The organism is Streptosporangium subroseum (assembly GCF_900188345.1).
Lineage (GTDB): Bacteria > Actinomycetota > Actinomycetes > Streptosporangiales > Streptosporangiaceae > Streptosporangium > Streptosporangium subroseum.
The window spans coordinates 29,300-53,229 of the sequence record NZ_FZOD01000036.1 but is presented as its reverse complement, the minus strand read 5'-3'; the positions used below and the strand labels follow the sequence as shown (position 1 = coordinate 53,229).

Sequence of the window (23,930 nt, the reverse complement as noted above, 5' to 3'; positions counted from 1 at the left end):
AGGGGAGTGGCCCGATCATGACCGCATCCGACCCACAGACCGGGCGCCTGTTCGCGGCGCTTCCCGTCCAGGACGCCCCCGCGATGGCCCGGCTGCACGAACGGCTCGTGGAGCAGGCGCAGCGCGAGGGGATCCTCGACGTCGCCTACCGCACGCTGGACACACCCGTCGGAAGGCTCCTGCTGGCCGCCACCGGCCAGGGCCTGGTGAAGGTCGCCTACGCCGTCCAGGACCACGACGCCGTCCTGCGGCAGCTGGCCGACAGCATCAGCCCCCGCATCCTGAACGCCCCGGCCCGCCTGGACGAGACGAGCCGGCAGATCGAGGAGTACTTCGCCGGCCGGCGGACCCGGTTCGACCTGCCGCTGGACTGGCGGCTGTCGAAGGGTTTCCGGCGCGAGGTGCTGACGCACCTGTGTGACATCGGCTACGGCCACACCGAGAGCTACGCCCAGGTCGCGGCCGCTTCCGGCAGCCCCCGGGCGGTCCGCGCGGTGGGCACCGCCTGCGCCACCAACCCGCTGCCCCTCGTCGTGCCGTGCCACCGGGTGGTGCGCTCCGACGGCAGCGTCGGGGGCTATGCCGGCGGCCCCGACGCCAAGCACACCCTGTTGACCCTGGAGGCAGTGGCATGACCGTCACCACGACCGCGAAGAGGAAGACCGCCACCGAACCCGGCGAGGACGTGTTCGCCCGCCGGGTCGCCTCAGCCGACTGGCAGGCGGTGACCGGCGAGATCAACGAGTACGGGTGCGCCCTGCTGCCGCGGCTGCTCACGCCCGCCGAATGCGCCGACCTGGCCGGCCTGTACGACGAGACCGACCGGTTCCGCTCCACGGTCGACATGGGGCGCTACCGGTTCGGCAGCGGCCAGTACCGCTACTTCGACCATCCCTTCCCCGAGCCCGTCCAGAGGCTGCGCCAGGAGCTGTATCCACGGCTGCTGCCCATCGCCCGCGACTGGTACGACAAGCTCGGCCGCGAGGCCGAATGGCCAGACACCCTGGAGGAGTGGCTCACGATCTGTCACGAGGCCGGCCAGGGGCGGCCCTCGCCGATCATGCTGCGCTACGGAGCGGGCGACTGGAACGCCCTGCACCGGGACGTCTTCGGCGAGAAGGTGTTCCCTCTCCAGGTCGTGATCAACCTGAACGCTCCGGGCGAGGACCACACGGGCGGCGAGTTCCTGCTGGTCGAACAGCGTCCCAGGGCCCAGTCCCGGGGGACGGCCACCCTCATCCCGCAGGGACACGGCCTGATCTTCACCACCCGCGACCGGCCCGTGCCGTCCAAGCGCGGCTGGTCCGCCTCTCCCGTTCGGCACGGGGTGTCCGCGATCCGTTCCGGAATCAGGCACACCCTCGGGCTCGTCTTCCACGACGCCACCTGAGCCCGACCGCACGGCCGACGGGCTCGCCCTGTGCCATCCGAGCCCGACCGTACGATCGGCGACCTCGCCTCACGTCACCCGAGCCCGATCGCACAACCGGCGGGCCCGCCCTACGCCACCCGAGCCCGACCGTACGATCGAGCACGGAGGAGGATAAAACGATGACGAGCGGCAAGACCTACACGCTCGCAGGACCGCCGGCCCCAACGGTCACGGGCTCATCGCCCCTGGCGCGAGGAACGGTCGCGGGACCGCCACCCCGGCCGCTGACCCGGGTGGAACAGGCCGCCGTCATGCGACTGCTGGAGGAGAGGCGGCCCCGCCCGCTCACCGTGGTGATCGGTTCCTCCCGCGACACCGTCTCGCGGGAGGCCGCGGAGCGGCTCGCCGCCGCGTGGCGGGAGCGGGGCGGGACGGTGCTGGACATCCTCGACTGGCCCGAGGAGGCCGCCTCCTGGCTGCGTCAGGCCCGCCGGTTCACCGCCCAGGCCCCGGACGCGTGGATCGTGACCGGCCAACCGACCGGATGGGTGCAGATGGGCCGCCGCCTGGCCCTGTCCACCGACTGGGACCCCGCCCGCACCGTCGCCACCGCCTCCCTCGCCGTCGATGACCTGATCGCCCAGGGTGGCATCGGCACCTTCGATCACCTGTGCGGCGCCCACCGCGACGGCGGCACCTGGGCCGTCTTCCGTACGCTGCGCGACGATCACCTGAGCACACGCTCCGGGCAGGCATGATGTTCTCCTTTCCCGGCACGGGGCCCCGGGAGATAGCGCCCGGCGCGCTCCACCTGCCGGGCTGGCTCGATCTCGCCCAGCAGCGGCGGCTGGCCGTCGCCTGCCATGCGTGGGCTCGCGGCCCGGTTCCGGCGCGGGCCGCGCGGCTGCCCCGTGGCGGCGTGATGTCGGTGCGTACGGTGTGCCTGGGCTGGCACTGGCAGCCCTACCGCTACACCCGCACCGCCGACGACGCCGGCGGCGGGCAGGTCGCCCCCCTTCCCGGATGGCTGGCCGATCTGGGCCGTGCCGCGCTCGCCGACGCCTACCGGGACCCGGCCGCCGCCGAGAGCTACCGGCCGGACACCGCCCTGATCAACTTCTATGACGACGCCGCGCGCATGGGCATGCACCAGGACAAGGACGAACGCACCGACCAGCCGGTCGTCTCCCTCAGCCTCGGCGACTCCTGCCGGTTCCGCTTCGGCAACACCCACACCCGTAACCGGCCCTGGACCGACGTCGAGCTCGTCTCCGGTGACCTGTTCGTCTTCGGAGGCCCCTCCCGCTTCGCCTACCACGGGGTCACCACGACCTATCCGGGCACCGCGCCCGACGGATGCGGCGTGGACGCCGGCCGCATCAACATCACCCTGCGCGAAACCGGCCTGAGCTGACCGCCGCCACGCTCGGGCAGGTGCCCGCCGCATCCGTCCGATCGCCCCCGCCTTCGCCTCCGGCGGACTAGATTATTTTGACCTTGAAAGATCCGATCCGTGGAGGTGAGCATGACGGTCACCGCCGACGACGTCGATACGGCGATCTCCCACGTGGTCGCCGCCCTGAGCCCGGCCACCGACGGCGACTGGTCCGTGCCGGCAGGCACCTTGGAGTGGAGCTGCCGGCACACCGCTGAGCACATCGGCGACTGCCTGATGTCATACGCCGGCCAGCTCGTGGCACAGCCCACCGACAGATACGTACGTTTCATGGCCAGCGCCGATAAGGACGCCTCTTCCGCCCAGGTGCTGGAGTTCGCCGAAACCGGCGCACGCATCCTGACGGCGACGGTGCGCACGACCCCGCCGCATGCGCGGGCGTACCATCCCACCGGGATGGCCGACCCCGAAGGCTTCGCCGCGATGGGTTGCGTGGAGGCACTGCTCCATGGTCAGGACATCGCGCAGGGTCTTGGTCTCCCCTTCGACCCGCCACGCGATGTGTGCGCACGCGTGCTCGCTCGAATGTTTCCGCACGCCGCGGTTGACCTCGGTGCCATCGACCCATGGCAGGCGCTGCTGTGGTCCACGGGCCGTATCGAGCTACCCGACCGTCCGCGACCGCAGCGGTGGCGCTGGCACGGCGCCCCGCTGACCGAGAGAACGGCACACTGAACCAGTTTTCCGGCGGATGTCTCAGGACGCCCGTGCCGCCGCGATCGAGTCGGCGATCGGCGTCGTCGGGCGGCCGATGAGCCGCGACAGGTCGCCCGGTGTGGAGGCCAGCGCGCCGCGGCCGATGGCGTTGTCCACGTCCACGAGGATTTCGGCGAAGGCCGCGGGAACCCCCGCGCCGGTGAGGATCGCCTGGCGCTCGGCGGCGGTGACGGAGGTGTGGACGACCTTCGTGCCGGTCTGCCGCGACACCTCCTCGGCGAACTCCTCGAACGACCACGCGGTGTCGCCGCCCAGTTCGTACGCCTTGTTCAGGTGCCCGTCGTCGTTCAGGACAACCGCGGCGGCCGCGGCGTAGTCCGTACGCGGGGCGGTGGCGATGCGGCTCCCCGCGGGCGCGTTGGTGACGATGGCACCGCGCTCCACCGTGCCGGGGAGGTCGCCGAGATACATCTCCGAGTACCAGTTGTTGCGCAGGAAGGTGTACGGCAGGCCGGAGTCGAGGATCATCCGCTCGGTCTCGCGGTGGTCGCCCGCGAGCAGGAAGTCGGCCTTGGGGCCGCCGAACACGCTGAGGTATGCCAGCTGTGCCACGCCCGCCGCCTTCGCCGCGTCGATCACCGCGGCGTGCTGGGCCGTGCGCCTGCCCACGTCGGTGCCGGAGATCAGCAGCACGCGGTCCTCGGGCCGGAACGCCCCCGTGAACGTCTCGGGCCGGTCGTAGTCGGCGACGTGCAGCCGAACGCCCTGCGCCACCAGATCGGCGGCCTTCTCCCTGCTGCGCGCGACGGCCGTGATCTCGTCCGCCGGTACGCCGGCGGCGAGCAGGTCCGCGATGATCATGCGGCCGAGCTGCCCGGTCGCCCCGGTGATGATGATGCTCATCGAAGTGCTTCTTCCCGTTGGATGTTTCATCAGTGCAGGTCCCGCACCGGAGCTCACCCTACGATCAGTACTGTCCTTGTCGTAAGTACCCACCTTGAAGTAAGTTACTGTCATGAACGTAAGGGAGCAGCCGGTGTCCGAGACGCTCATGCCGCCGCCGGATGTCAATCGCGCGGAATGCCCCTCACGGCTGGTGCTCGAACACGTCACCAGCCGCTGGGGCGTGCTGGTCCTGGCCGCGCTGCTGGAGCGTTCGTACCGTTTCAGCGAGCTGCGCCGCCAGGTCGGAGGGGTGAGCGAGAAGATGCTCGCGCAGACCCTTCAGGCCCTCGAACGCGACGGCTTCGTCCACCGCGACGCCAAGCCCGTCATCCCACCGCGCGTCGACTACTCGCTGACGCCCATGGGCCACGAGGTCGCCGAGCAGGTGTGGACGCTGAGCCGGTGGGTCGAGAGCAGGCTGGACGACGTCTTCGAGGCACGCGAGACGTACGACGGGGCGCGGGAGTCCTAGAACCGATCCGCAACGGAACCGGCCCGCCCCGCTCGAAGCGGGACGGGCCGGTTGACGTGCGGGTGCGCCTACCGGGCGACCCTGTCGGGACGGGCCGGTCGACGGTGCGGGTGCGCCTATTGGGCGGTCTTGTCGGGACGCTCGCTGACGCGGATGGAGTTGACGATGGGATCGCCCTTCCGCGCCGTGAACCCCACGTCGAGCCGGCCGTCGGTGACCTTCACCGTGTACTGGCGGCTGACCGCGGTGTTCTCTCCGGCCTCCCGGGCGAGGTCGAGCGCCGAGATCGCGATCTTGCCCTCGATGCTGACGTCGAAGACCCGCTTGCCCGGCTTCTTGTTCCGGGTCTCGGCGAAGCCCAGTTCGACGGTGTAGACGCCGCCTGGAACCTTGTCGAACCGGTACTCCCGCACGTCCTCGCGGGCGCTCCTGTAGAGCGCCTGCTCGACGGTGCCCTTGACGTCCTTGCCGGAGGTGTGCGCCTTGGTGCCGTCGCCCACGTAGCCGTAGCCGCCCGGCGTGTACTTCCGGTCGGCCGCCCAGACGTCGCCCGCGGCGTCGGTCACCTTCCTGTCGCCACCGGCCTCGACGGCGACCTGGAACTTCGGCACCACGACGGACACGGTGATCGGGAACGCCGGGTTGCGGCCGCTCGCCGAGCGCACGACCAGCGTGCCGGTGCGGACGCTGCCCGGCTGGACACCCGCGCTGGACGCGGTGACCTGCAGCGTCACGGACCTGCCGGCCTTGATCTGCCCACTGGCCGGAGTCACGCTGAGCCCGCTCTGGCCGGGGGCGACCTCGGCGGTGTACGCCGCGTCGGCCCCCAGGTTGGACAGCTCGACCGTACCCTTCCTGGTGGAGGAGGGCGGCATCACGAGGGTGATCTCGCCGGTCGACGCCGTCACCCGGCCGGTGGTCAGGGCGGTGTCGAGCCGGTTCCGCTCACCGGCCGTGATGGTGACCGCCTTGGTGAGGGTGCCGTAGTTCTCCTCCGAGACCCCCATCTGGTAGTCGCCGGCGGGGATCTGCCCGAAGAAGGTGCCGTCGGCTCCGGTGGTGAGGGTGGCCACGTCGCCCACCTTGACCGTCGCGCCCGCCAGCGGCTTGCCGTCGTTGGCGTCGGTGACGGTGCCGGTCACCAGCCCGTGCCGCCGGGCGGCGAAGTCCAGGCTCTGCCCGTCGGCGATGGCGGGGTTGGGATCGGTGAGGTGGGAGTACTGGAGCGCGTCCGTGCCGTCCGCGTTCTCGATGCCGATCGTCGCGGTCGTGCCCGCCTCGTGGGTGGTGTCGATTCCGCGGTAGCGATACCCGATGGAACCGTCCTCACCGAGCAGCGCCTCGAACGAGAAGTGCTCGTCGGAGTCGTAGAACTGCGCGTTGCGCCACTCCACGACGAAGGTGCGGTTCGGTGCGGTCCCGATGGTGGCGGTGTAGAGCCCGCTCTCGTCCCACATCGCCAGGTCTTCCCAGTACGGGTAGATAGCAGCGTTTGGGTCGTTTCCGGAGGGCAGAGAGGTGTTGCTCGGGATGGAGTAGGTGTTGGTGCCGAAGGTCAGGAACCCGTTGGTGCCGACCGCGCCGCTGGTGTAGGTCTTGCCGTAGAACGGGAAGGCGAACGGCAGCGTGATCCTCTGGCTCTCGTCGTCACCGCCGAGCGGCTCCTTGGTGGTGCCCTCGACGTACGGCTCGGTGCCGCTCCTGCAGGTGTAACCGAAGGAGTCGGTGTAGCTCGTCAGCTCGATGTCCTTGGTCAGGTCACCGGTCACCGTGACGGGCACGGTGGCGTTCTGCGTGCACCGGGACTCCGCGTTGACCCTCAGGTCGAAGCCCTGGCGGGGCAGTGTGAGCTCGTAGTGGCCGTGGGCGTCGGTGACCGCACCGGCCGGCGTGCCCGCCGCGGTGACCGTGGCGCCCACCTGGGGCAGGCCGACGCTGGTGACCGTACCGGACACCGTGCTCAGGGCCTGCGCCACCATCGAAGCGTCCTCGGTGATCGTCTGGTCGGTCGTGACGGTGACGGTCGCGGTGACGTCGTCGTAGGCGAACTTCTTGAAGCCGACCTGGTAGTCGCCGCTCAGGAGGCGGGGCAGCGTGTAGGACCCGTCCTGCCCGGTGGTGACCGTACGGTTCACCGGTCCGGAGACGCCGACGGTCACGCCGGCCATCGGGGATCCGCCCGAGGTGACCGTGCCGGTCAGCGTGCCCAGCTCTCCGGCCGGGGTCGCCCTGACCGCGGCGTAGGCGTCGAGCATGCCCTCGCCCCAGGTGTAGTTGTCCGCGGCGGTGCCGCCGCAGCTCGTGTCGTCGACGTCGGCCGCGGTCCCGTCGAGCAGGGCTCGGGTGTTCTCGACGTCGTTCTTCAGGCTGGGCGACATCGACCACATCAGCGCCACCGTGGCGGCGACGTGCGGACCGGCCATCGACGTACCGGAGTTGGGGCGGTAGCCGCCGTCGTTCCAGGACGAGCGGATGTTCACGCCCGGTGCGGTGATGTTCGGCTTGATCTCGCCGTTCTCGCCGGGACCGCGGGAGGAGAAGTCCCCGATGCGCCCGCTGGAGTCGAAGGCTCCGACGCTGTAGGCGGCGATGTCCCCGCCGGGGTTGCCGGTGCTCTCACAGGGGTTGGGCGACTTCAAGGCCTCGTTCCCGTTGGAGAAGGCGGGGAAGATGCCGGCGGCGACCCAGGCCCGGATCATCTCGTCGTACCAGAGGTTGAGGCCGGCCCCGCCCCAGGAGTTATTGATGACGTCGGGCGCGAGGTCGGGCCGCGGGTTCTGGCCGTTCAGGTCGGTGGGCGCGAGCATCCACTGGCCGGCGGCGAGCAGGGCCCAGTCCGGGCACCCGCCGACGGCGAAGCATGCCTTCGCCGCGATCCACTTGGCTCCGGGGGCGACGCCGACGTTGTTGGCGCCGCCGTCGCCGCCGACCATGGTGCCCATGGTGTGGGTGCCGTGGCCGCGGTCGTCACACGGCGCGTCGGTCGGGCATGCGCCGCCCGGGTCGAACCAGTTGTAGGCGTGGTCGACACTGCCGCCGGGGTTCGCGCCGCGGTAGTGGGAGATCAGCGACGGGTGGTCCCACTGCACGCCGGTGTCGATGTTGGCGACGACGACGCCCTCGCCGTGATCGCCGAGTTCGTCCCACACCTTGGGGGCGTTGATGCGGTCGATGTTCCACTCGACGGAGGCGGCGGTCGCCTTGACCGCCTTGGCCGGCTGCGGCTCGGGCAGCGGGACGACCTGGGACGGCTCGATCGCCGTCACCTCGGCGAGCTTGGCGATCTCGGCCGCCAGCTTCGCGTCACCGGTCACCTTGACGGCGTTGACGATCCAGAACGGGGTGAAGTCGGCGTGCGCGGCCTTGAGGAGCTTGCGCAGGTTCGTCTGCGAGGAGGCGGCGGTCTCCGTCTTCACCCGGTAGACCTGCTTGCCCTTCTCGGCCTTGGTCTTCGCCGTACGCGCCGTCCGCAGGTCGGCATCGTCCTTCAGGCGGACCCAGAAGGTGGCCTTGTCGTCCGTGGACAGGTCGGCCTGGACCACCCGGTCGATCTTGTCGCGTTCGGGTGCGGCCTGCGTGGCGCTGTACGCCACGCCGTGGGGGATCAGGAAGGCGACGGCGATGGTCCCGATCAGGGCCATTCGCCAGGGGCGGGCTGTGAACACACGATCTCCTTCACGGGCATGGGGATGCCCGCGGGGGGGAAGCAAAATGGGCGATAAGGGATCTTTAGGTATCCACGGGGAGAATAATGAATTCATGTTGCATTTGCTTGTAATAAAGGATGAAAAATGTCATGAGGGTTTAACATTCGCTCGCGGCAGGCGCATGGGTCCGCCGGGGTCAGGGCCTCGTGAAAGATGTGTTGACCTGCGGTTTTACTCGTCCTGACTGCGGCTCGGAGCTCGGCGGCAGGAGGCTTCTCCGGGGATGGCGTATTCCAGACAGATGACGGAACACGACACGAGAAGCGAGGGCGCCGAGCGGGAACCGGGTCGCTTCAGACACCGGCGCGGAGCCGGCCCTCCTCGGCGCGGTGGAACCGGACGAGTCTGGTCAGCGCCGCCTGGCTCGCCTCGGGACCGTCGTCGGCGAACGCGCGACTGCGGGCGAACTCCCGCAGCGGCTCGTGGTAGTGGTACCGGTCCAGACCCACGGGCTCCAGCAGGTGCATGTCCACGAGAGACTCCAGCAGCGCCGTGGTGTCGCCGAGCGGCAGGTCCAGCGCGGCCGAGGCGGCGGCGGAAGAGATGTCCGGCCCGTCCGCGAGAGAGAGCAGCCGGAACGCCCTCGCCTGCGCGGGTGACAGCTGCTCCATCACTGACGCGTACGGCCGCTCGATGGCCCCGCACTCCGGCGGGAGCACCTCCGAGCCGGGGTCGGGCCTGCCGAGCCGCCGCTTCGCCTCCGCGATGGTCCATCCCGGCCGCGAGGCGATCCGCGTGCCGAGCACCTGCAGCACCTGCGGCAGGCCGGCGGTGCGCCGGACCATCTCGCGGATGTCCGCCGGCTCCGGCCGCACCCGGTCGGCGCCGATGATCCGTTCCAGCAGGGCGACCGAGTCGTCCTCGTCCAGCCCGCCCAGCTTCAGCCAGTGCACGTACGCCAGGCCGTACAGCCGCTGCCGCGCGGTGATCACGACCGCGGACCCGCCGGAGCCCGGCAGCAGCCGCCGCACCTGCTCGGCGTCGCGGGCGTCGTCCAGCACGACGAGCAGCCGGCGACCGGTGGTCAGCGTCCGCCACAACGCCACGCGCTCGCTGAACGACTCGGGCAGCCCCGTGTCCGGCACGCCGATGCCACGCAGCAGCTCGGCCAGCGGCTCCGTGGCCACGCCGAGGTCGACGAACAGTTGACCGTCGGGGAAACCGGCGGCGACCGCGTGCCCGACGTGCACCGCGAGAGTCGTCTTGCCGACGCCGGCGAGCCCCTCGACACCGATCACCGGCACGCTCGCGCCGGACGGGGTCAGGGCGTCGGCCATGCGGGACCGCGGCTCGTCGCGGCCGACGAAGTCCGGTACGTCCGGCGGCAGCTGCGTGGGGTTACGCGACGGCGTGGCCGCCTGCGCCGGTACGGCGGGGCCGACCAGCGCCGGGTCGGACACAAGAATCCGCCGCTGCATCTCCCGTAGGTCCGGGCCGGGGTCCAGGCCCAGCTCGTCGGAGAGCAATCGCCGCACCTGCTCGAACACGGCCAGCGCGTCGGCCTGCCGGCCGGACCGGTAGAGGGCGAGCATCAGCAGCTCGCGCGGCCGTTCCCGCAGCGGCTGCTCAGCGATCACCTCCGCGAGCCCGGCGGCCGCCTCGACGTGCCGGCCCGACTCGATGTCGGCCGCCGCCAGGTCCTCGATCGCCGTGAGCCGCAGCTGCCCGAGCCGGGTACGTTCGAATTCGGCGTAGTCACCGTTGACGCCGGCGAGCGGCGTGCCGTGCCACAGGCCGAGCGCGGTGCGCAGCTCGGTCGCCGCCGCGGGCACGTCACCGGCGCGGCGGGCCTCCCTGGCGACGCCGAGCCGCCGCTGGAACTCGGTGAGGTCGAGGTCCTCTGCGCGCAGCGCGTAGCCGCCGCCCATCGACTCGATCACCGCGGCCGGATGGCCGGGGTCGAGCACTCGGCGCAGCCGGGACACGTACGAGCGGACCATGCCGATCGCGGCACGTGGCGCGGCACCACCCCAGATCGCTGCGATCAGCTGGTCGGGCGAGGCGGGGGTGCCGACCTGCAGCAGGAGGATCGCGAGGATCGCCCGCTGCTGCGGGGAGCCCAGCTCGATCTCGTCGTCGCCGCGCCAGGCGCGCACCGGACCGAGCACCTCGAATCGCAGCCGTTCGCCCACCGGGGACCCCCTCCGAAACCGACCGCAAACCCCAGACCGACCAACGACCGGCATATAGGCGGTATTCCGGATCAGTCCACGTCAAGGAGGCCCCCTGGCGGCGCCGGAACCTGTGGGCGGTTCCAGGTCAGCCCACGTCAGGGAGATTCTCGGGCGGTGCCGGAGCTGGGGGTGGGCGGTCTTCCTTTATCGGCTGGATACGCGGGCGAGGAGGCCGATGATCAGTTTTGATCATCGTGCGGTGCTGCCCACCGATGAGGTGGCCGCTGGTCGTGGTGCCGTTACGTCGAGTTCGCTGCTCTGGGTTTCCGCTCGGCTCTGTCGTCGGTATTTGCCGGGTGCGGTGCCGTACTCCCGTTTGAAGGCGGTGGCGAAGGCGAACTCCGAGGTGTAGCCGATCCGGGTGGCCACCTCGCTGAGTGAGGTGTCGGACTCGCGCAGAAGCCGGGCGGCGGTGGTCATGCGCCACCAGGTCAGGTAGGTGAGGGGCGGCTGGCCGATCAGGGTGGTGAAGCGGCGGGAGAAAGCCGCCCTGGACAGTCTCGCCTGGATGCCGAGGGTCTCGACCGTCCAGGGGAATGCGGGGTCGCGGTGGAGGGCGTGCAGTGCGGCGCTGATCGCCGGGTCGCCCAGTGCCGCGGCCCAGCCGGTGGTCGTGCCGCGTTCGGACTGTTCGTCGAACCAGGCGCGCAGGATGTAGAGCAGCAGCATGTCGAGCAGGGCGGGCACGATGGTGTCCACGCCGAGGCGGGGGTTGTCGAGTTCGCCGGCGAGGAGGTCGACGGCGGCGCGCAGTTCGGGGCGGTGCCCGAGGCGAGCGGGCAGGTGGACGATCTCGGGCAGGTCGCCCAGGAGCGGATGGGCTCGGCTGGGGTCGAGCCGGTATCCACCGCAGAGGGTCACGGTGATCGCCTGCGAGTCGTCCTGTCCGGTCTTCCCCACGGTCGCGGAGGCGTAGCGGTCTTGGAATCGGGGGTCGTTCAGTGGGTCGCAGGCGGGTTCGGTCAGCGGGGTGGCAGGGCTGTCGGCCAGCGCGTAGCCGCTTCCGTGGGGCAGGAACACCACGTCGCCGACGTTCAACGCGATGGGGGCGCCGCCGTCCGGGGGGATCAGTCGGCACGATCCCTGCAAGATCACTTGAAAGCCGGCGGAGCCGCGCACGGTGGGGAACCGCTGCCCCCAGGGGGCGTGCCATTGAACGCGCGCCGAGCGGGGTTCCCCGGCGCGCATCGCGGTGATCACATCGCTGAGTACGTCCACAGAGAGAGTCTATCTCGACAGCTCTAAGAAGACTCACGCGTATAAATATGAGATTTTAACGCATTGGGTGTCTCTCTTCATCCTCATAGAGTTGAGCGCACACAAAGTGATCAACCATTGGGAGTCTTTCATGCCGGGGCAACGCAAGATTCTGGTGATCGGGGCGACCGGCACGGTCGGCCGGCAGGTCGTGGCGCAGTTGCTGGAGGCAGGGGCCGAGGTTCGCGCGCTGGCCCGCGATCCCGAAGCGGCCGGCCTTCCGGACGGCGTCGAGGTCGTGCGGGGCGACCTGGCCGATCCGCACACCCTGCACACGTCCCTGGATGGGATCGAGACCGTGTTTCTCCTCTGGCCGTTCGCCACGGCCGAGGGGATGCCCGCGGTTCTGGAGGTGGTCGCCGCGCATGCCCGCCGCGTCGTCTACCTGTCTTCGGCGGCCGTACGCGACCACGAACGACAGGTCGAGCAGCTGATCGAGCGGTCCGGGCTGGAATGGACGTTCCTGCGACCGCACGCCTTCGCGGCCAACGCCCTGCGGTGGGCCGGGCAGATCCGCGCCGAGGCAGTCGTGCGCGGGCCGTACGGCGCGGCCGCCATGCCCCCGCTGCACGAGCGGGACCTCGCGGCGGTCGCGGTGCACGCGCTCGTCGGCGACGGGCACAACGGCGCGATCTATGAGCTGACCGGGCCCGAGATACTGACCCAGGCCGAGCAGGCGAGCATCATCGGGGAGGTGATCGGCCGCCCGGTGCACTGGGAGGAGACCTCGCCGCAGACCGCGCGGCAGCAGATGCTCACCCGAGGCTGGCCACCCGCGGCCGTGGACGGCATCCTCCAGGCCCAGGCCGAGATGGTGACCGAGCCGAGAGCGACCACGGCCACGGTGGCAGAGGTCACCGGAGCCCCGGCCCGCACGTTCCGCACCTGGGTGACCGACCACGCGGGCGAGTTCCGCGACACGATGAAGGCCGCCCGCATCCATGAGTACGGCGATGCCTCCGTCATCCGATACGAAGAAGTACCGCGGCCCGCCCCCGGGCCGGGCGAGGTCCTGATCCGGGTCGCCGCCACCTCGTTCAATCCTTCGGAGATGGCGCTGCGGTCAGGGATGCTGCGAGCCGTGCTGCCGGTGGACCTGCCCTACACCCTTGGCTGGGACGTCTCCGGCACGATCGTCGAGGTCGGCGACGACGTGGAGGGGCCGGCCGTGGGCGACCGGGTCATCGGCCGTCTCGACGCGGGCGGCGCCGCGGCCGAGTACGTCGCCGCTCCGGTGGGCGTGCTGGTCAAGGCGCCTGCCACTGTTCCCCTCACCGACGCGGCCGCGATCCCGGTAGCCGCGCTCACCGCCTGGCAGGTGCTGTTCGAGCACGCCCACATCACCGCGGGCCAGCGCGTGCTCATCAACGGCGCCGGTGGCGGCGTGGGAGTGTTCGCCGTCCAGCTCGCCAGGCACGCCGGTGCGACAGTGGTCGCCACGGCCAGCGGCCGCAGCGCCGCGGCGGTCAGCAAGTACGGCGCCGACCAGATCATCGACTACACGACCACCGCTCTCGCAGATGCGCTGGACGGCCCGGTCGATGCCGTCGTGAACCTCGCTCCGATCTCCCCCGAGGCCGCGGCGAACCTGGTCTCCCTTCTGCGGCCGGGCGGCGTCATCGTCTCCGTCGCCACCCCCGTCGAGCCGCCCGCCGACGCCGATGTCACCGCCCTCCACATGGTCGCCCGCAACGACGCCAAGCAGCTGGGCGCCATTGTCGAACTCCTCGACGCCGGCGCGCTCATCGTCGACGTCGCCGAATCCCACCCGCTGTCCAACCTCGCGTTGGTCCACCGCAGGAGCGAGGCGGGCCAGACCCACGGCAAGCTCACGATCTTCCCCTGAATGCGAGCATCTCGGACCCGGGTACCACGGCGTCCGAAAAAAAGAATCGTCGGCGTACGTTTTCTCTTCGCTGTTCCTCAAGGGCCGGAACGTACGGACGGTATCCCGGGTCGGCCCACGTCAAGGAGGCCCCTGTGCGCTGGAGCGTACGGACGGTATGGGTCAGCCCGCGCCGAGGAGGTCCTCGAACGGTGTCGGCTCGAACGGGTCGCGGACGGCCGGCGCGTCCCGCCGGTGGATCTCCACGGCGAGCTGGGCCGCGGCCCGGTCGATCCGGCGGGCCAGGAGGTCCGGGGCGGCCGCCCCGCCCCAGTCCTCCGGAGCCGCGAACACCGACATCGGCACGACCACTCCCCGCAGGTAGGTGAAGAGCGGCCGCATCGCGTTCTCCAGCACCAGCGAGTGCCGCGCGGTGCCGCCGGTCGCGCCGATCAGCACCGGCTTGTCCGCCAGCGCGTTGTCGTCCAGCAGGTCGAGGACGTCGAAGAACGCCTTGAACAACCCGCTGTAGGAGGCGGCGAACGTGGGCGTCACCGCGATCAGCCCGTCGGCTCCGGTCACCACGTCGAACGCGCCCTGCAACTCCGGGGCCGGAAAGCCGCTGACCAGGTTGTTGACCAGGTCGTGCGCGTGGTCACGGACCTCGACCACGCGCACCTCGGTCTCGTCGCCCCTCTCGTGCAGCTCCCGCTCGACGGCCGCGGCCAGCCGGTCGGCGAGCAGCCGGCTCGACGACGGGCGGCCGAGCCCGGCGGACACCACGGCGATGGTGCGCTTCATCCGATTTCCGCCGCCTTCAGTGACTCGTGTGTCGGCGCGTCCGGGATGTGCGCCGGTCGCATCGCGGCGAACTCCTTACGGAGCACGGGGACGACCTCCTCGCCGAGGAAGTCGATCTGCTCCAGCACCGCCTTGTGCGGCAGGCCCATGCCGTCCACGTTGAACAGCTGGCGCTGGTAGTCGCCGAAGTGCTCCCGGAACTGGAGCGTCCGGTCGATGACCTCCTGCGGGCTGCCCACCGACAGCGGCGTCCGCCGCATGGTCTCCTCAAGCGACGGCCCGTTGCCGTAGGCCGGGGAGTTGTCGAAGAACGGGCGGAACTCGGCGATCGCCTGCTGCGAGTTGCGCCGCATGTACACCTGCCCGCCGAGCCCGACGATCGCCTGATCCGCCGGCCCGTGCCCGTAGTGCTCGAACCGGGTGCGGTACAGGTCGATCATCTGCCGGGTGTGTTCCTTCGGCCAGAAGATGTTGTTGTGGAAGAACCCGTCGCCGTAGTAGGCGGCCTGCTCGGCGATCTCCGGGCTGCGGATCGAGCCGTGCCAGACGAACGGCGGCACGCCGTCGAGCGGGCGCGGGGTCGAGGTGAACGACTGCAGCGGCGTGCGGAACCTGCCCTGCCAGTCGACCACATCCTCTCGCCACAGCCGGCGCAGCAGCGCGTAGTTCTCCACCGCCAGCGCGACCCCGTCGCGAATGTCCTGGCCGAACCACGGGTACACCGGGCCGGTGTTACCCCGGCCCATCATCAGGTCGACCCGGCCGTCCGCCAGGTGCTGGAGCATCGCGTAGTCCTCGGCGATCTTCACCGGGTCGTTCGTGGTGATCAGCGTCGTCGACGTCGACAGGAGGATCCTGCTGGTCCGCGCCGCGATGTAGCCGAGGAGCGTGGTGGGCGAGGACGGCACGAACGGCGGGTTGTGGTGCTCGCCCGCCGCGTAGACGTCGAGGCCCACCTCCTCCGCCTTCAGCGCGGTCTCGACCATCCGCTTGATCCGCTCGTGCTCGGTCGGCGCACGCCCGGTCGCGGGATCGGGCGCGATGTCGCCGACCGTGAAGATGCCGAACTGCATGGCGCTCATCGCTCAGCCCTTCCTGAGTCATCCGTGACCGGTCGTTCCCGGTCACATCCCCATGAAAGCGCCACGGCGTTGACACCTCGTGCACGTCCGAATCACGTGCCGTTCACGCCTGCGCGCACATCTGAATCACGTCCCGTTCGCACCCGTGCGCACACCTGAATCACGTCCCGCTCGCACCCGTGCGCACGTCCGGATCACGTGCCGTTCACGCCTGTCCCGCCGCGGCCGGGGTCTGGGCCAGCAACTGCCTCACCCGCGGCACGACCTCCTCGCCGTAGAGGCGGATCGTGGTCATGAGCCTCTCGTGCGCGAGCGTCCCGGAGCTGTACTTGAGCTCGAAGCGGTCGACGCCGAGCGCACCCACCGTTTTCGCGATCTTCGTGGCCACCGTCTCGGGCGATCCGACGTAGAGCGAGCCCTCGTCGGCCTCGGCCTCGAAGCGGCTGCGGGTCGTGGGACCCCAGCCGCGCTCGCGGCCGATGCGGTCGTGCACGGCCCGGTAGTGCGGCCAGAGCTCGTCGCGTGCCTCCCGGTCGGTCTCGGCGATGTGACCCGGCGAGTGCACGCCGATCGGCAACCGCTGGACCTCAAGCTGGGCGAGGGCCTGGTGGTACAGGTCGACGTACGGCGCGAACCGCTCCGGCGCACCACCGATGATCGCGAGCATGAGCGGCATCTCGTAGCGCGCCGCGCGGACCACGGACTCGGGGCTGCCGCCGACGCCGATCCAGGTGCGCAGCCGGCCGGACTCCGTCTTCGGATACACGTGCTGGTCCTTCAGCCCGGGGCGGAGCCGGCCCTGCCAGGTGACCGGCCCCTCCTCGAGCAGATGGGAGAGCAGGTCGAGCTTCTCCTCGAACAGTTCCTCGTACTGCGCGAGGTCGAAACCGAACAGCGGGAACGACTCCGTGAACGAGCCACGGCCGAGGATGATCTCTGCCCGGCCCTGGGACACCGCGTCCAGCGTGGCGAACTTCTCGAACACGCGCACCGGGTCATCCGAGCTGAGCACGGTCACCGCCGTACCGAGACGGATGCGCTCGGTACGGCCGGCGATCGTCGCCAGCACGATCTCCGGTGCCGAGATCGCGAAGTCGTCCCGGTGATGCTCCCCGATGCCGATCGCGTCGATCCCCACGCTGTCGGCGAGCACGGCCTCCTCGACGACGTTACGGATAACCTGCGCGTACGGCAGCCGGTTTCCGTCCGCGTCGAAGGTGACGTCCCCGAACGTGTCGATCGCGAACTCAAGTGGTGCGGACATCCTTCGTCTCTTTCTCTGCGGCCTCTGTGGCTCTCTACGGCGCGAGCAGTAGAGGAACCATGGCGCCGTGGCGAGAATTCCGACCCGCGACCAGGATCACACCGGCCCCCGCCATCCGGGTCAGGGACGGCCCAGCGCCCGGTACTCCCAGCCCGCCGCACGCCAGACGTCCGCGTCGAGCGCGTGCCGGCCGTCCACGATCCGGGTGTGCCTGACCACCTGGGCCAGCGCCGAGGGCTGGATCTCGCGGAATTCCGTCCACTCGGTGAGCAGGACCACCACATCCGCGTCACGGGCCACGTCCAGCGCGCTCGTGCCGTACCTGAGCTCTGGGTAGGCGCGGCGCGCGTTGTCCAGCGCGGCCGGGTCGTACACCCGGACGGTGGCGCCCAGCCCGTGCATGGTCCGGGCCACGTCCAGCGCCGGAGCGTCCCTGATGTCGTCGGAGTTGGGCTTGAAGGCCGCGCCCAGGCAGGCGACCTTCTTGCCGTCGAGCTGGCCACCGAGCAGTTCCCTGACCAGGTCGATGGTCCGGGAACGGCGACGCCGGTTGATCGCGTCGACTTCGCGGAGGAAGGACACGGCCTGGCCGACGCCGATCTCCTCCGCCCGGTGCGCGAAGGCGCGGATGTCCTTGGGCAGGCAGCCGCCGCCGAAGCCCAGCCCCGGCTGGAGGAACCGGCCGCCGATCCGGTCGTCGTAGGCGAGCGCCTTGGCCAGATCGCGGACGTCGGCCCCGGTGGCCTCGCAGACCTCGGCCATCGCGTTGATGTAGGAGATCTTGGTGGCCAGGAACGAGTTGGCGGCCACCTTGACCAGCTCCGCGGTGGCCAGATCGGTGACCACCACCGGGGTACCGAGGTCGATGATCGGCTGGAACGCCGCGGTCAGCTGCTCGCGCGCCCACTCCGAGGCGACGCCGAACACGAGCCGGTCGGGCCGGAGCGTGTCGTCGATCGCGAAGCCCTCCCGCAGGAACTCCGGGTTCCAGGCCAGCTCCACCTCCTCGCCGGCCGGGGCCAGCTCGTGGAGCAGGTCGGCCAGGTGGGCGGCGGTGTTCACCGGGACGGTCGACTTGCCGGCCACCAGGCAGCGCCGGGTCAGGTGGGGAGCCAGGCTGCGGATGGTTTCGTCGATGTAGCTCAGGTCGCAGGCGTCCGAGCCCGGCTGCTGGGGGGTGCCGACGCAGACGAAGTGAACGTCGCCGTGTTCGGCGGCCTCCGCGTAGGAGGTGGTGAACCGGAGCCGGCCCGATGCCAGGGCCTTGCCCAGCAACTCGGGCAGACCCGGCTCGAAGAACGGGACCTCCCCGGACTGCAGTCGCTCGATCTTTTTGCTGTCCACGTCGAGGCCGACCACGTCATACCCCAGCGACGCCATGCAGATCGCGTGCGTCGCCCCGAGATAGCCGGTTCCGATCACAGTCAGCCGTGGGAGCTCGGTTCCGCCCATGTCTGTCTTTCCCATCTACTCGTCCTCGAGCCCGTGCTCAGGAACAGACATCTTTTTTGGTGAGCATGCCGCCGGTGACCTTGTTGTCACAGGCGATCTTGTTTCCGCCGGCCGTGTCATTGATGCCGACGCCGCCCGAATTGCCGAGATTGATGATGTTGGCTCGGAACACGTTGCCGGTGCCCCAGCCGTCCACGATCTTGTGGGTCTGGAAGCCGTCGCCGTTGGTGTTGCTACCGGTGTTGCCCTCGATGACGTAGCCGTTGCCCTTGACGTCGACCCAGGAGTCGTTGTGCTTGGAACCGCTGAGGCCGGAACCGTCGAAGATGTTGCCGACGATGCGCCCGCCGGAGGTGCCCTCCTTGATGTCGATCGCCTCGGCGGTGGACCGGATGACGTTGCCGCGCACGAGATTGCGGTCGCTGCGGTCCATCTTCCCGCCGGAGTAGGCCGCCCAGTTGCTTTCGGCGGTGCCGAGGTAGACGCCCTCACCGAACTTCTCCCGGCGCAGGCCGGTCGCGTAGATCATGCAGTACTGAACGGTGTTGTCAGTGCTGAAGTTGCGCAGGTGAATCGCTTCGTCCCCGATGTCGTGGACGGTCAGCCCCTGGATGATCGTGTGGGTGGTCCGGTCGGCCATCACACCCTTCTGGCTGTTGCGGACGCTGAAACCGACCAGCCGCCAGTGACCGACCTCGTTGAGGTGGAAGGCGTAGCCCTTCTTGACCCCGCCGCCGTCGATGATCGCATCGGGCGAGCCGCAGACGAAGATCGGGTCAGCCTCCGTCCCCGAGACCGTCGCCACGAACCGGCCGGCGTAGACACCGGGCTCCAGTTTGATCACCGTGCCCGGCTCGGCCGCCTCCAACGCCTCGGCGAGCCCGGCGGCGTCGCCGACGGTCACCGTGGCCTCGGGGCAGTCGATCATTCCTTCCCCGGTGGGGACGGCGATGTCGGGCGGCTCCTGCGATGCGGTGAACTCCTCCACCTCTTCCTCCTCGTCGTCCTCCACCTGCGAAGCGTTGTCTTCCTTCTGCGAAGCGTTGTCCTCCTGCGAGGCCGGCGTTCCCGCGCTCTTCGGCCGGATGTCCTCGATCGGGGTGCCCGGGCCTGCTCCGACGCCGAACAGACCGCGCAGCAGCACCACGACGATCACCGTGATGACCGCTCCGGCCAGCATCCCCACCAGAGTCTTTCGGTCGATGTCCAGGCGCATCGCTCAGCTCCTCTCCGCCGGGGTCGGGGCGGCGTCGGTCGTCAGAAGCCGAGCCGGTCGCCCTTCCAGCAGCGTCTGCTTCTCGTATGGATGGACGAATCGGCGGCCGACCCGCGGGCCGTCGCCGCGCAACGCCCGGAGCGCCGAGATCACGATCAGGGAGAACACACCCAGCCAGATCAGGTTCATCGGCTTGGCGAGCCGCTCGACCGTCGTCCAGAAGCCGGCCGTGTCCTGCCAGCCACCGGTGTTGTTCTGCGTGACGGTCGTGTTTCCCGTCGAGCGGCCGGTGTCGAGCGCGCTGCGGCCGGCGCCGCCCAGGGTGTTTCCGGTGATCTCGGTGCCCCCGTCCGCGCCGAGCAGTGAGATCGCGTGCAGTGAGGCGGACTCGACCGTGTTGCCGGAGATGGTGGCCTCTGCGTCGCGGAGATAGATCGCGGTCTGGGTGTCCCGTACGATGTTGCCGCTGATCCGGGCCGACCGCACGCCGTCGCGGAGCACGATCCCCTGGCTGCGCTGGCCGGTGAGACGGTTGCCGGTGACCTGGACGCCGGTGGCGTCCTTGCTCACCACGATGCCCATCTCCCCGCCGATCACCTCTGTGGTCTGCACGGCGAGTTCGACGCCGCCCTGGATCTCCACGCCGTAGTGGCCGTTGTCCCGCGCCTCGCTGCTGGTCACCGAGCTGCCGCCGAAACTGCGCAGCGACTCCCCGGACGCCGACGGCCCCCGGGCCAGCGGCAGGCCACTGATCGTAAAGCCGTTGCCGCCGTTGCGCTCGGCCTTCGAACCGGTGATCGTGACGTTCTGCGTGCCCCGGGACAGGACGAACCCGTCACCCCGGCTGTCGGTCACGGTGGTGTTCTCGATGGAGGCGTTGCGCGCGAACCGGTGCAGCAGCACCCCGTGAACCAGGCTCCCGGTGATCGAGACGTCGGTGATCCGGGTCTCGTTGGAGGCCGTGATGAAGATTCCGTACGCGTTGCCGGTGATCGTGGTGTCGGTGATGTCGCCGGTGACCAGGTTGGCGTCGGGCATCTGGTAGGAGACTCTCCCCCGGCCCGCTCCGTCGGTGATCTCGACCTGGCCGTCGACGCCTCTGCCCGGCACGAGGAGGCCGTTGGGCAGGAGCACCCGCGGCTGGGCGGCGGCCGCCCCCCGCGGAGGGCTCTTCTTCGAAAGGGGCGTCTTCTTCGCAGGGGGCGTCTTCTTCGGGAGGGGCGTTTTCGGGAGGGCGGTGACGGGGACCCGCTCCGCGGTCTGGGTCGGCCGGTCACTGCCGGTCAGCGCCAGCCCGCCGGTCGGCCCGCTCCAGAAACCGAGATACTCCACCACCGCGTGGCTCACCTTGAGCTCCCCGCCGATCGCGCGCAGGTAGGCGCGACCGTCGGAGACCTTGGTGTCCGCCGTCCTGGCGTTCGGGTCCCAGCTGGTGATCCGCACCGGGTTCTGCGTCGAACCGTTGATCCGGACGCTCGCGCCGAAGCTCACGATCGAGACGAAGGAGCCGGGCTCGCTGTGCATCCGGATCACCAGCGGACCGGTCGCGTTCTGGAGCACCAGTTTGGCCCCCGGGCCCACGAACACGTTGATGCCGAGCACGTAGGAGCCGTCCGACTGCTTCTGGAAATCCTCCAGGCCCAGGCGCTCCAGGTCGGCGACCCGGTACGGCTCGCGGCGCTGCGGCAGCACGAGCGTCTGGCCGTTGGCCGAACTGGAGATGTGCGGCACGCGGGCCTCCGCGGCGGCGGGTCCGCCCCGCGCCAGTGCGGAGGCCAGCGCCGCGCGGGTCTCCATGATCCGCAGATCCTCCTGGTCGACCAGGGTCGACTGCTGCTGCGCCTCCGCCTGGGGCACCTCGTTGACACCGGGAGGCAGGGCGGAGCCGTCGACGTAGGAGAGGTATGTCCAGGTGCCGACCGCGGACAGGATCAGCACCAGGACTATGAGGAGGGTACGGCCTCTCCTCCGGGGTGACCCGCTCATCCCCTGCCCCCTGCCGCGGGGGTCGAGCCGGCCGGCTCCCGGTGCCGCGAGGGAAGCTCGACGACGGGTTCCGGGTCCGGCGCGGAGGCATGGCGCAGCAGGATGGGCCGCCCCTCCCCGAGCGCCTTCTGGAGCGCGTAGGGGTTGCGGATCTCCCTGGGTCGCCGCCGTTCGATGACGGTGCCGCGGGATCGGACCGCCGATACGACCACCAGGAGGATGACTCCGGCCCAGATCACGTTCATGGGCTTGACATAGCGTTTGGCCTTGACCCAGAACGACGACGTGTCATCCCACCGGTCCTCGTCGTTGTTGTGCTTGTTCAGCCTGTCGGCGGCCCGCGCGGTGCTGATCGCGCTGGTCCCCCAGCCGATGAGGGTGTTGCGAGTGATCTCGGAGCCTCCGGCGTCGCCGATCACGGTGATCCCGTGAGCCTTGGGAACCGGCAGGGTCGTGATCTTGTTTCCGACGATAGTGCCATTGGAGTCGCGCATATAGACCCCGGTGACGGTCCCCGTGACCGTATTGCCGGCCACATACGCTCCGGTCGCCCCGTCGCGCAGCGCGATCGCCTGGCGGCGCTGGTCCGCCAGCCTGTTACCGGAGATCTGCACCCCGCTGGCGCCCTCCCGCACCACGATACCCATGTCGCCGCCGATGACCTCACTGGTCTGCACGGCCAGCCGGCTGCCGCCGAGCACCTCGATGCCGTACCTCCCGTTGTTGCGGGCGACGCTGTTGCTGACCGAGCTGTCACCGTAGACGGCCAGCGACTCGCCGCTCGCGGACGGGCCGCTCGCGAGCGCGCTCCCGTTGAGCGTGAAGCCGTTGCGCCCGTTCCCCTCGGCCAGACAGTCGCTGACCCGTACCTTCACGGTCGCCCGCGACAGCACAAAACCGTCGCCGCCGCTGCCGATCACCTTGGTCCCCTCGATCGTCGCGTTCTTGGCGAACCGGTGCATGAACACTCCGTGCACCAGGCTGTCGACGATCCTGTTGTCGATGATCTGTGTCTGGTTCGAGCCGGAGACGAAGAGCCCGTAGGCGTCGCCGGTGATGACGCTGTGCTGGATCGACCCGGAGACGAGCTCGTCGGCGAGCACGTGTGAGGCGGTGCCGGGGCCGACCGGAATGGTCTCCACGTCGCCGAAGCTGTTCCCGCCCCGATCGGCCTGGGTGTTCGCCAGCCGTTCCCGCTTGTCCTGATGGCGCTGGTCTTTTGTCCGGTGCCGGTAGGCGCTGGCCGGTCGCTCGGTGCCGGTGAGCGCGATGCCCCCGGTACGGCCGCTCCAGAATCCCAGGTGGGAGACCTGCGTGTAGGCCATCTCGAACTCGCCGCCGACCGCCCGGATGTAGGCGCGGCCATCGGTCGTGTTCAGGTCCGGCTTCTTGGTCCGCACGTCCCAGCTGGTGATCTGAACCGGCCTCTTGGCGGTGCCCTTGATCTCGATGTTGCCGCCGAACGCGACGATCGAGCTGAACGAGCCGGGCAGGCTGCCCATTCGCAGCGTCAGCGGACCGCGCAACTGCAGGCGCGCCCCGTCGGCGACGAAGACGTGGACGCCGAGCAGGTAGGAGCCGTCCTTCAGCCGCCGCAGATACCGGCCCTTCTCGACGGCCGCCAGATCCTTGAGGGTGTACGGGGTGTCGGTGCTGCGCGCGGGCAGCACCAGTGTCCTGCCGTGCGCCGACGCGAAGACCTGGGGCTGCTTGCGCTGGGCGGCCTGGACGCCGCCGGTCTGCAGCATGGCTGTGAGCGCGGCACGGGTCTGGACGATCCGCTGGTCCTCGACGTCCACCAGGGTCGCCTGCGTCTCGGCGTCGTCCGCCGAAATCGTGCCGGCCGCCAGGATCGCGTCGTCCGCCATGATCGCGTCTTCGACCAGGGCCGGCTCGGCTGCGGTTTTCTTGTCGCTTTGGGGAGCCTGCCTGCCCGTCGAAGCCGGGCCGCGTGCCGGGTTGGATCTCGGGGTCGAGCTGACTTTCGGCGTGGGTCCGACTGTCGGGGTCAGGCCGGTTTTCGGAGTCGGGCCGGTTTTCGGGGTCGAGCTGACTTTCGGGGTCGGGCTGACTTCGGGAACCGGGTCCGCCGGACCCGGGGTGTCCTCCGGATCCACGTCGGACCCCGGAGCCGGGTCGATCCCCGAGACCACGTCCGGCCCGTCCGGCGAGGTGGGAGACAGGAAGGCCGCGGCCGCCGGGCCGGTCCCCAGTCCGAACGCCAGCGCCGCGACGGTCAGGAGGACGGGGATGGCACGCGCCAT

General features: G+C 70.0%; 18 protein-coding genes. 7 read left to right on the top strand and 11 right to left on the bottom strand.

The features are described from left to right. The first annotated feature begins 17 nt into the window (after positions 1 to 17). The 5 genes from CHC08_RS29430 (at position 18) to CHC08_RS29410 (ending at position 3,503) form a co-directional block, all read left to right on the top strand. A complete protein-coding gene (locus CHC08_RS29430) occupies positions 18 to 635 on the top strand; it encodes a methylated-DNA--[protein]-cysteine S-methyltransferase (RefSeq protein WP_089210631.1) in 618 nt (205 codons plus the stop codon). Further along, a complete protein-coding gene (locus tag CHC08_RS29425; RefSeq protein WP_089210630.1) occupies positions 632 to 1,390 on the top strand; it encodes a 2OG-Fe(II) oxygenase in 759 nt (252 codons plus the stop codon). Before CHC08_RS29430 ends, CHC08_RS29425 begins: the two co-directional genes overlap by 4 nt. 161 nt (positions 1,391 to 1,551) lie before the next feature. Then, entirely contained in the window at positions 1,552 to 2,130 is a 579-nt protein-coding gene (locus tag CHC08_RS29420) for a type 1 periplasmic-binding domain-containing protein (protein ID WP_218825557.1), read from the top strand. Then, complete coding sequence (locus CHC08_RS29415) at positions 2,127 to 2,786, top strand: alpha-ketoglutarate-dependent dioxygenase AlkB family protein (RefSeq protein WP_218825556.1); 660 nt, start codon at positions 2,127 to 2,129, stop codon at positions 2,784 to 2,786. Before CHC08_RS29420 ends, CHC08_RS29415 begins: the two co-directional genes overlap by 4 nt. Positions 2,787 to 2,897: 111 nt before the next feature. After that, a complete protein-coding gene (locus tag CHC08_RS29410) occupies positions 2,898 to 3,503 on the top strand; it encodes a maleylpyruvate isomerase family mycothiol-dependent enzyme (protein ID WP_179282277.1) in 606 nt (201 codons plus the stop codon). A gap of 21 nt (positions 3,504 to 3,524) precedes the next feature. On the opposite strand, the gene CHC08_RS29405 is transcribed toward CHC08_RS29410, so the two are convergent. Then, on the bottom strand, positions 3,525 to 4,388 hold the full coding sequence (locus CHC08_RS29405) for an SDR family oxidoreductase (protein WP_089210628.1): 864 nt from the start codon (positions 4,386 to 4,388) through the stop codon (positions 3,525 to 3,527). A gap of 112 nt (positions 4,389 to 4,500) precedes the next feature. Between CHC08_RS29405 and CHC08_RS29400 the strand changes: the two genes are divergently transcribed. After that, positions 4,501 to 4,902 carry a winged helix-turn-helix transcriptional regulator gene (locus CHC08_RS29400; protein WP_179282276.1) on the top strand — a complete coding sequence of 134 codons (402 nt, stop codon included), beginning with the start codon at positions 4,501 to 4,503 and terminating at the stop codon, positions 4,900 to 4,902. A gap of 116 nt (positions 4,903 to 5,018) precedes the next feature. On the opposite strand, the gene CHC08_RS29395 is transcribed toward CHC08_RS29400, so the two are convergent. From CHC08_RS29395 to CHC08_RS29385, 3 genes are all read right to left on the bottom strand, one after another. Then, the gene (locus CHC08_RS29395; protein WP_245878631.1) at positions 5,019 to 8,567 is read right to left on the bottom strand and encodes a S8 family serine peptidase; all 3,549 of its coding nucleotides are present in this window, start codon (positions 8,565 to 8,567) and stop codon (positions 5,019 to 5,021) included. Positions 8,568 to 8,902: 335 nt separating this feature from the next. Beyond that, positions 8,903 to 10,741, bottom strand: coding sequence for an AfsR/SARP family transcriptional regulator (locus tag CHC08_RS29390; RefSeq protein WP_179282275.1), 1,839 nt, complete (start codon positions 10,739 to 10,741; stop codon positions 8,903 to 8,905). Positions 10,742 to 10,972: 231 nt separating this feature from the next. Further along, positions 10,973 to 12,001, bottom strand: a complete 1,029-nt coding sequence (locus CHC08_RS29385) for an AraC family transcriptional regulator (RefSeq protein ID WP_089210625.1) — start codon at positions 11,999 to 12,001, stop codon at positions 10,973 to 10,975. Positions 12,002 to 12,092: 91 nt separating this feature from the next. On the opposite strand from CHC08_RS29385, the gene CHC08_RS51765 reads away from it, so the two are divergent. Continuing rightward, positions 12,093 to 13,886 (top strand): NAD(P)H-binding protein, encoded by a 1,794-nt coding sequence (locus CHC08_RS51765; RefSeq protein ID WP_245878630.1) that lies wholly within the window; start codon positions 12,093 to 12,095, stop codon positions 13,884 to 13,886. Positions 13,887 to 14,048: 162 nt separating this feature from the next. Here CHC08_RS51765 and CHC08_RS29375 read toward each other — a convergent pair whose 3' ends face one another. The 7 genes from CHC08_RS29375 to CHC08_RS29345 form a co-directional block, all read right to left on the bottom strand. Continuing rightward, positions 14,049 to 14,666 carry an FMN reductase gene (locus tag CHC08_RS29375; RefSeq protein ID WP_089210623.1) on the bottom strand — a complete coding sequence of 206 codons (618 nt, stop codon included), beginning with the start codon at positions 14,664 to 14,666 and terminating at the stop codon, positions 14,049 to 14,051. Continuing rightward, entirely contained in the window at positions 14,663 to 15,739 is a 1,077-nt protein-coding gene (locus CHC08_RS29370; RefSeq protein ID WP_089210662.1) for an LLM class flavin-dependent oxidoreductase, read from the bottom strand. Before CHC08_RS29370 ends, CHC08_RS29375 begins: the two co-directional genes overlap by 4 nt. A 214-nt stretch (positions 15,740 to 15,953) precedes the next feature. Beyond that, complete coding sequence (locus CHC08_RS29365) at positions 15,954 to 17,012, bottom strand: LLM class flavin-dependent oxidoreductase (protein ID WP_089210622.1); 1,059 nt, start codon at positions 17,010 to 17,012, stop codon at positions 15,954 to 15,956. 120 nt (positions 17,013 to 17,132) lie between these two features. Continuing rightward, a complete protein-coding gene (locus tag CHC08_RS29360) occupies positions 17,133 to 18,464 on the bottom strand; it encodes a UDP-glucose dehydrogenase family protein (protein ID WP_179282282.1) in 1,332 nt (443 codons plus the stop codon). Positions 18,465 to 18,501: 37 nt separating this feature from the next. Next, on the bottom strand, positions 18,502 to 19,680 hold the full coding sequence (locus CHC08_RS29355) for a right-handed parallel beta-helix repeat-containing protein (protein WP_218825555.1): 1,179 nt from the start codon (positions 19,678 to 19,680) through the stop codon (positions 18,502 to 18,504). A gap of 3 nt (positions 19,681 to 19,683) precedes the next feature. Next, positions 19,684 to 21,666 carry a right-handed parallel beta-helix repeat-containing protein gene (locus tag CHC08_RS29350; protein ID WP_089210620.1) on the bottom strand — a complete coding sequence of 661 codons (1,983 nt, stop codon included), beginning with the start codon at positions 21,664 to 21,666 and terminating at the stop codon, positions 19,684 to 19,686. Then, positions 21,663 to 23,930 carry a right-handed parallel beta-helix repeat-containing protein gene (locus CHC08_RS29345; RefSeq protein WP_089210619.1) on the bottom strand — a complete coding sequence of 756 codons (2,268 nt, stop codon included), beginning with the start codon at positions 23,928 to 23,930 and terminating at the stop codon, positions 21,663 to 21,665. Before CHC08_RS29345 ends, CHC08_RS29350 begins: the two co-directional genes overlap by 4 nt.

Bases quoted from the DNA above. Each gene is read 5' to 3' on its own strand.
- CHC08_RS29430 (WP_089210631.1), top strand. From the start codon at position 18: ATGACCGCATCCGACCCACAGACCGGGCGCCTGTTCGCGGCGCTTCCC.
- CHC08_RS29425 (WP_089210630.1), top strand. From the start codon at position 632: ATGACCGTCACCACGACCGCGAAGAGGAAGACCGCCACCGAACCCGGC.
- CHC08_RS29420 (WP_218825557.1), top strand. From the start codon at position 1,552: ATGACGAGCGGCAAGACCTACACGCTCGCAGGACCGCCGGCCCCAACG.
- CHC08_RS29415 (WP_218825556.1), top strand. From the start codon at position 2,127: ATGATGTTCTCCTTTCCCGGCACGGGGCCCCGGGAGATAGCGCCCGGC.
- CHC08_RS29410 (WP_179282277.1), top strand. From the start codon at position 2,898: ATGACGGTCACCGCCGACGACGTCGATACGGCGATCTCCCACGTGGTC.
- CHC08_RS29405 (WP_089210628.1), bottom strand. From the start codon at position 4,388: ATGAGCATCATCATCACCGGGGCGACCGGGCAGCTCGGCCGCATGATC.
- CHC08_RS29400 (WP_179282276.1), top strand. From the start codon at position 4,501: ATGAACGTAAGGGAGCAGCCGGTGTCCGAGACGCTCATGCCGCCGCCG.
- CHC08_RS29375 (WP_089210623.1), bottom strand. From the start codon at position 14,666: ATGAAGCGCACCATCGCCGTGGTGTCCGCCGGGCTCGGCCGCCCGTCG.
- CHC08_RS29370 (WP_089210662.1), bottom strand. From the start codon at position 15,739: ATGCAGTTCGGCATCTTCACGGTCGGCGACATCGCGCCCGATCCCGCG.
- CHC08_RS29365 (WP_089210622.1), bottom strand. From the start codon at position 17,012: ATGTCCGCACCACTTGAGTTCGCGATCGACACGTTCGGGGACGTCACC.
- CHC08_RS29360 (WP_179282282.1), bottom strand. From the start codon at position 18,464: ATGGGCGGAACCGAGCTCCCACGGCTGACTGTGATCGGAACCGGCTAT.
- CHC08_RS29355 (WP_218825555.1), bottom strand. From the start codon at position 19,680: ATGCGCCTGGACATCGACCGAAAGACTCTGGTGGGGATGCTGGCCGGA.
- CHC08_RS29350 (WP_089210620.1), bottom strand. From the start codon at position 21,666: ATGAGCGGGTCACCCCGGAGGAGAGGCCGTACCCTCCTCATAGTCCTG.
- CHC08_RS29345 (WP_089210619.1), bottom strand. From the start codon at position 23,930: ATGGCGCGTGCCATCCCCGTCCTCCTGACCGTCGCGGCGCTGGCGTTC.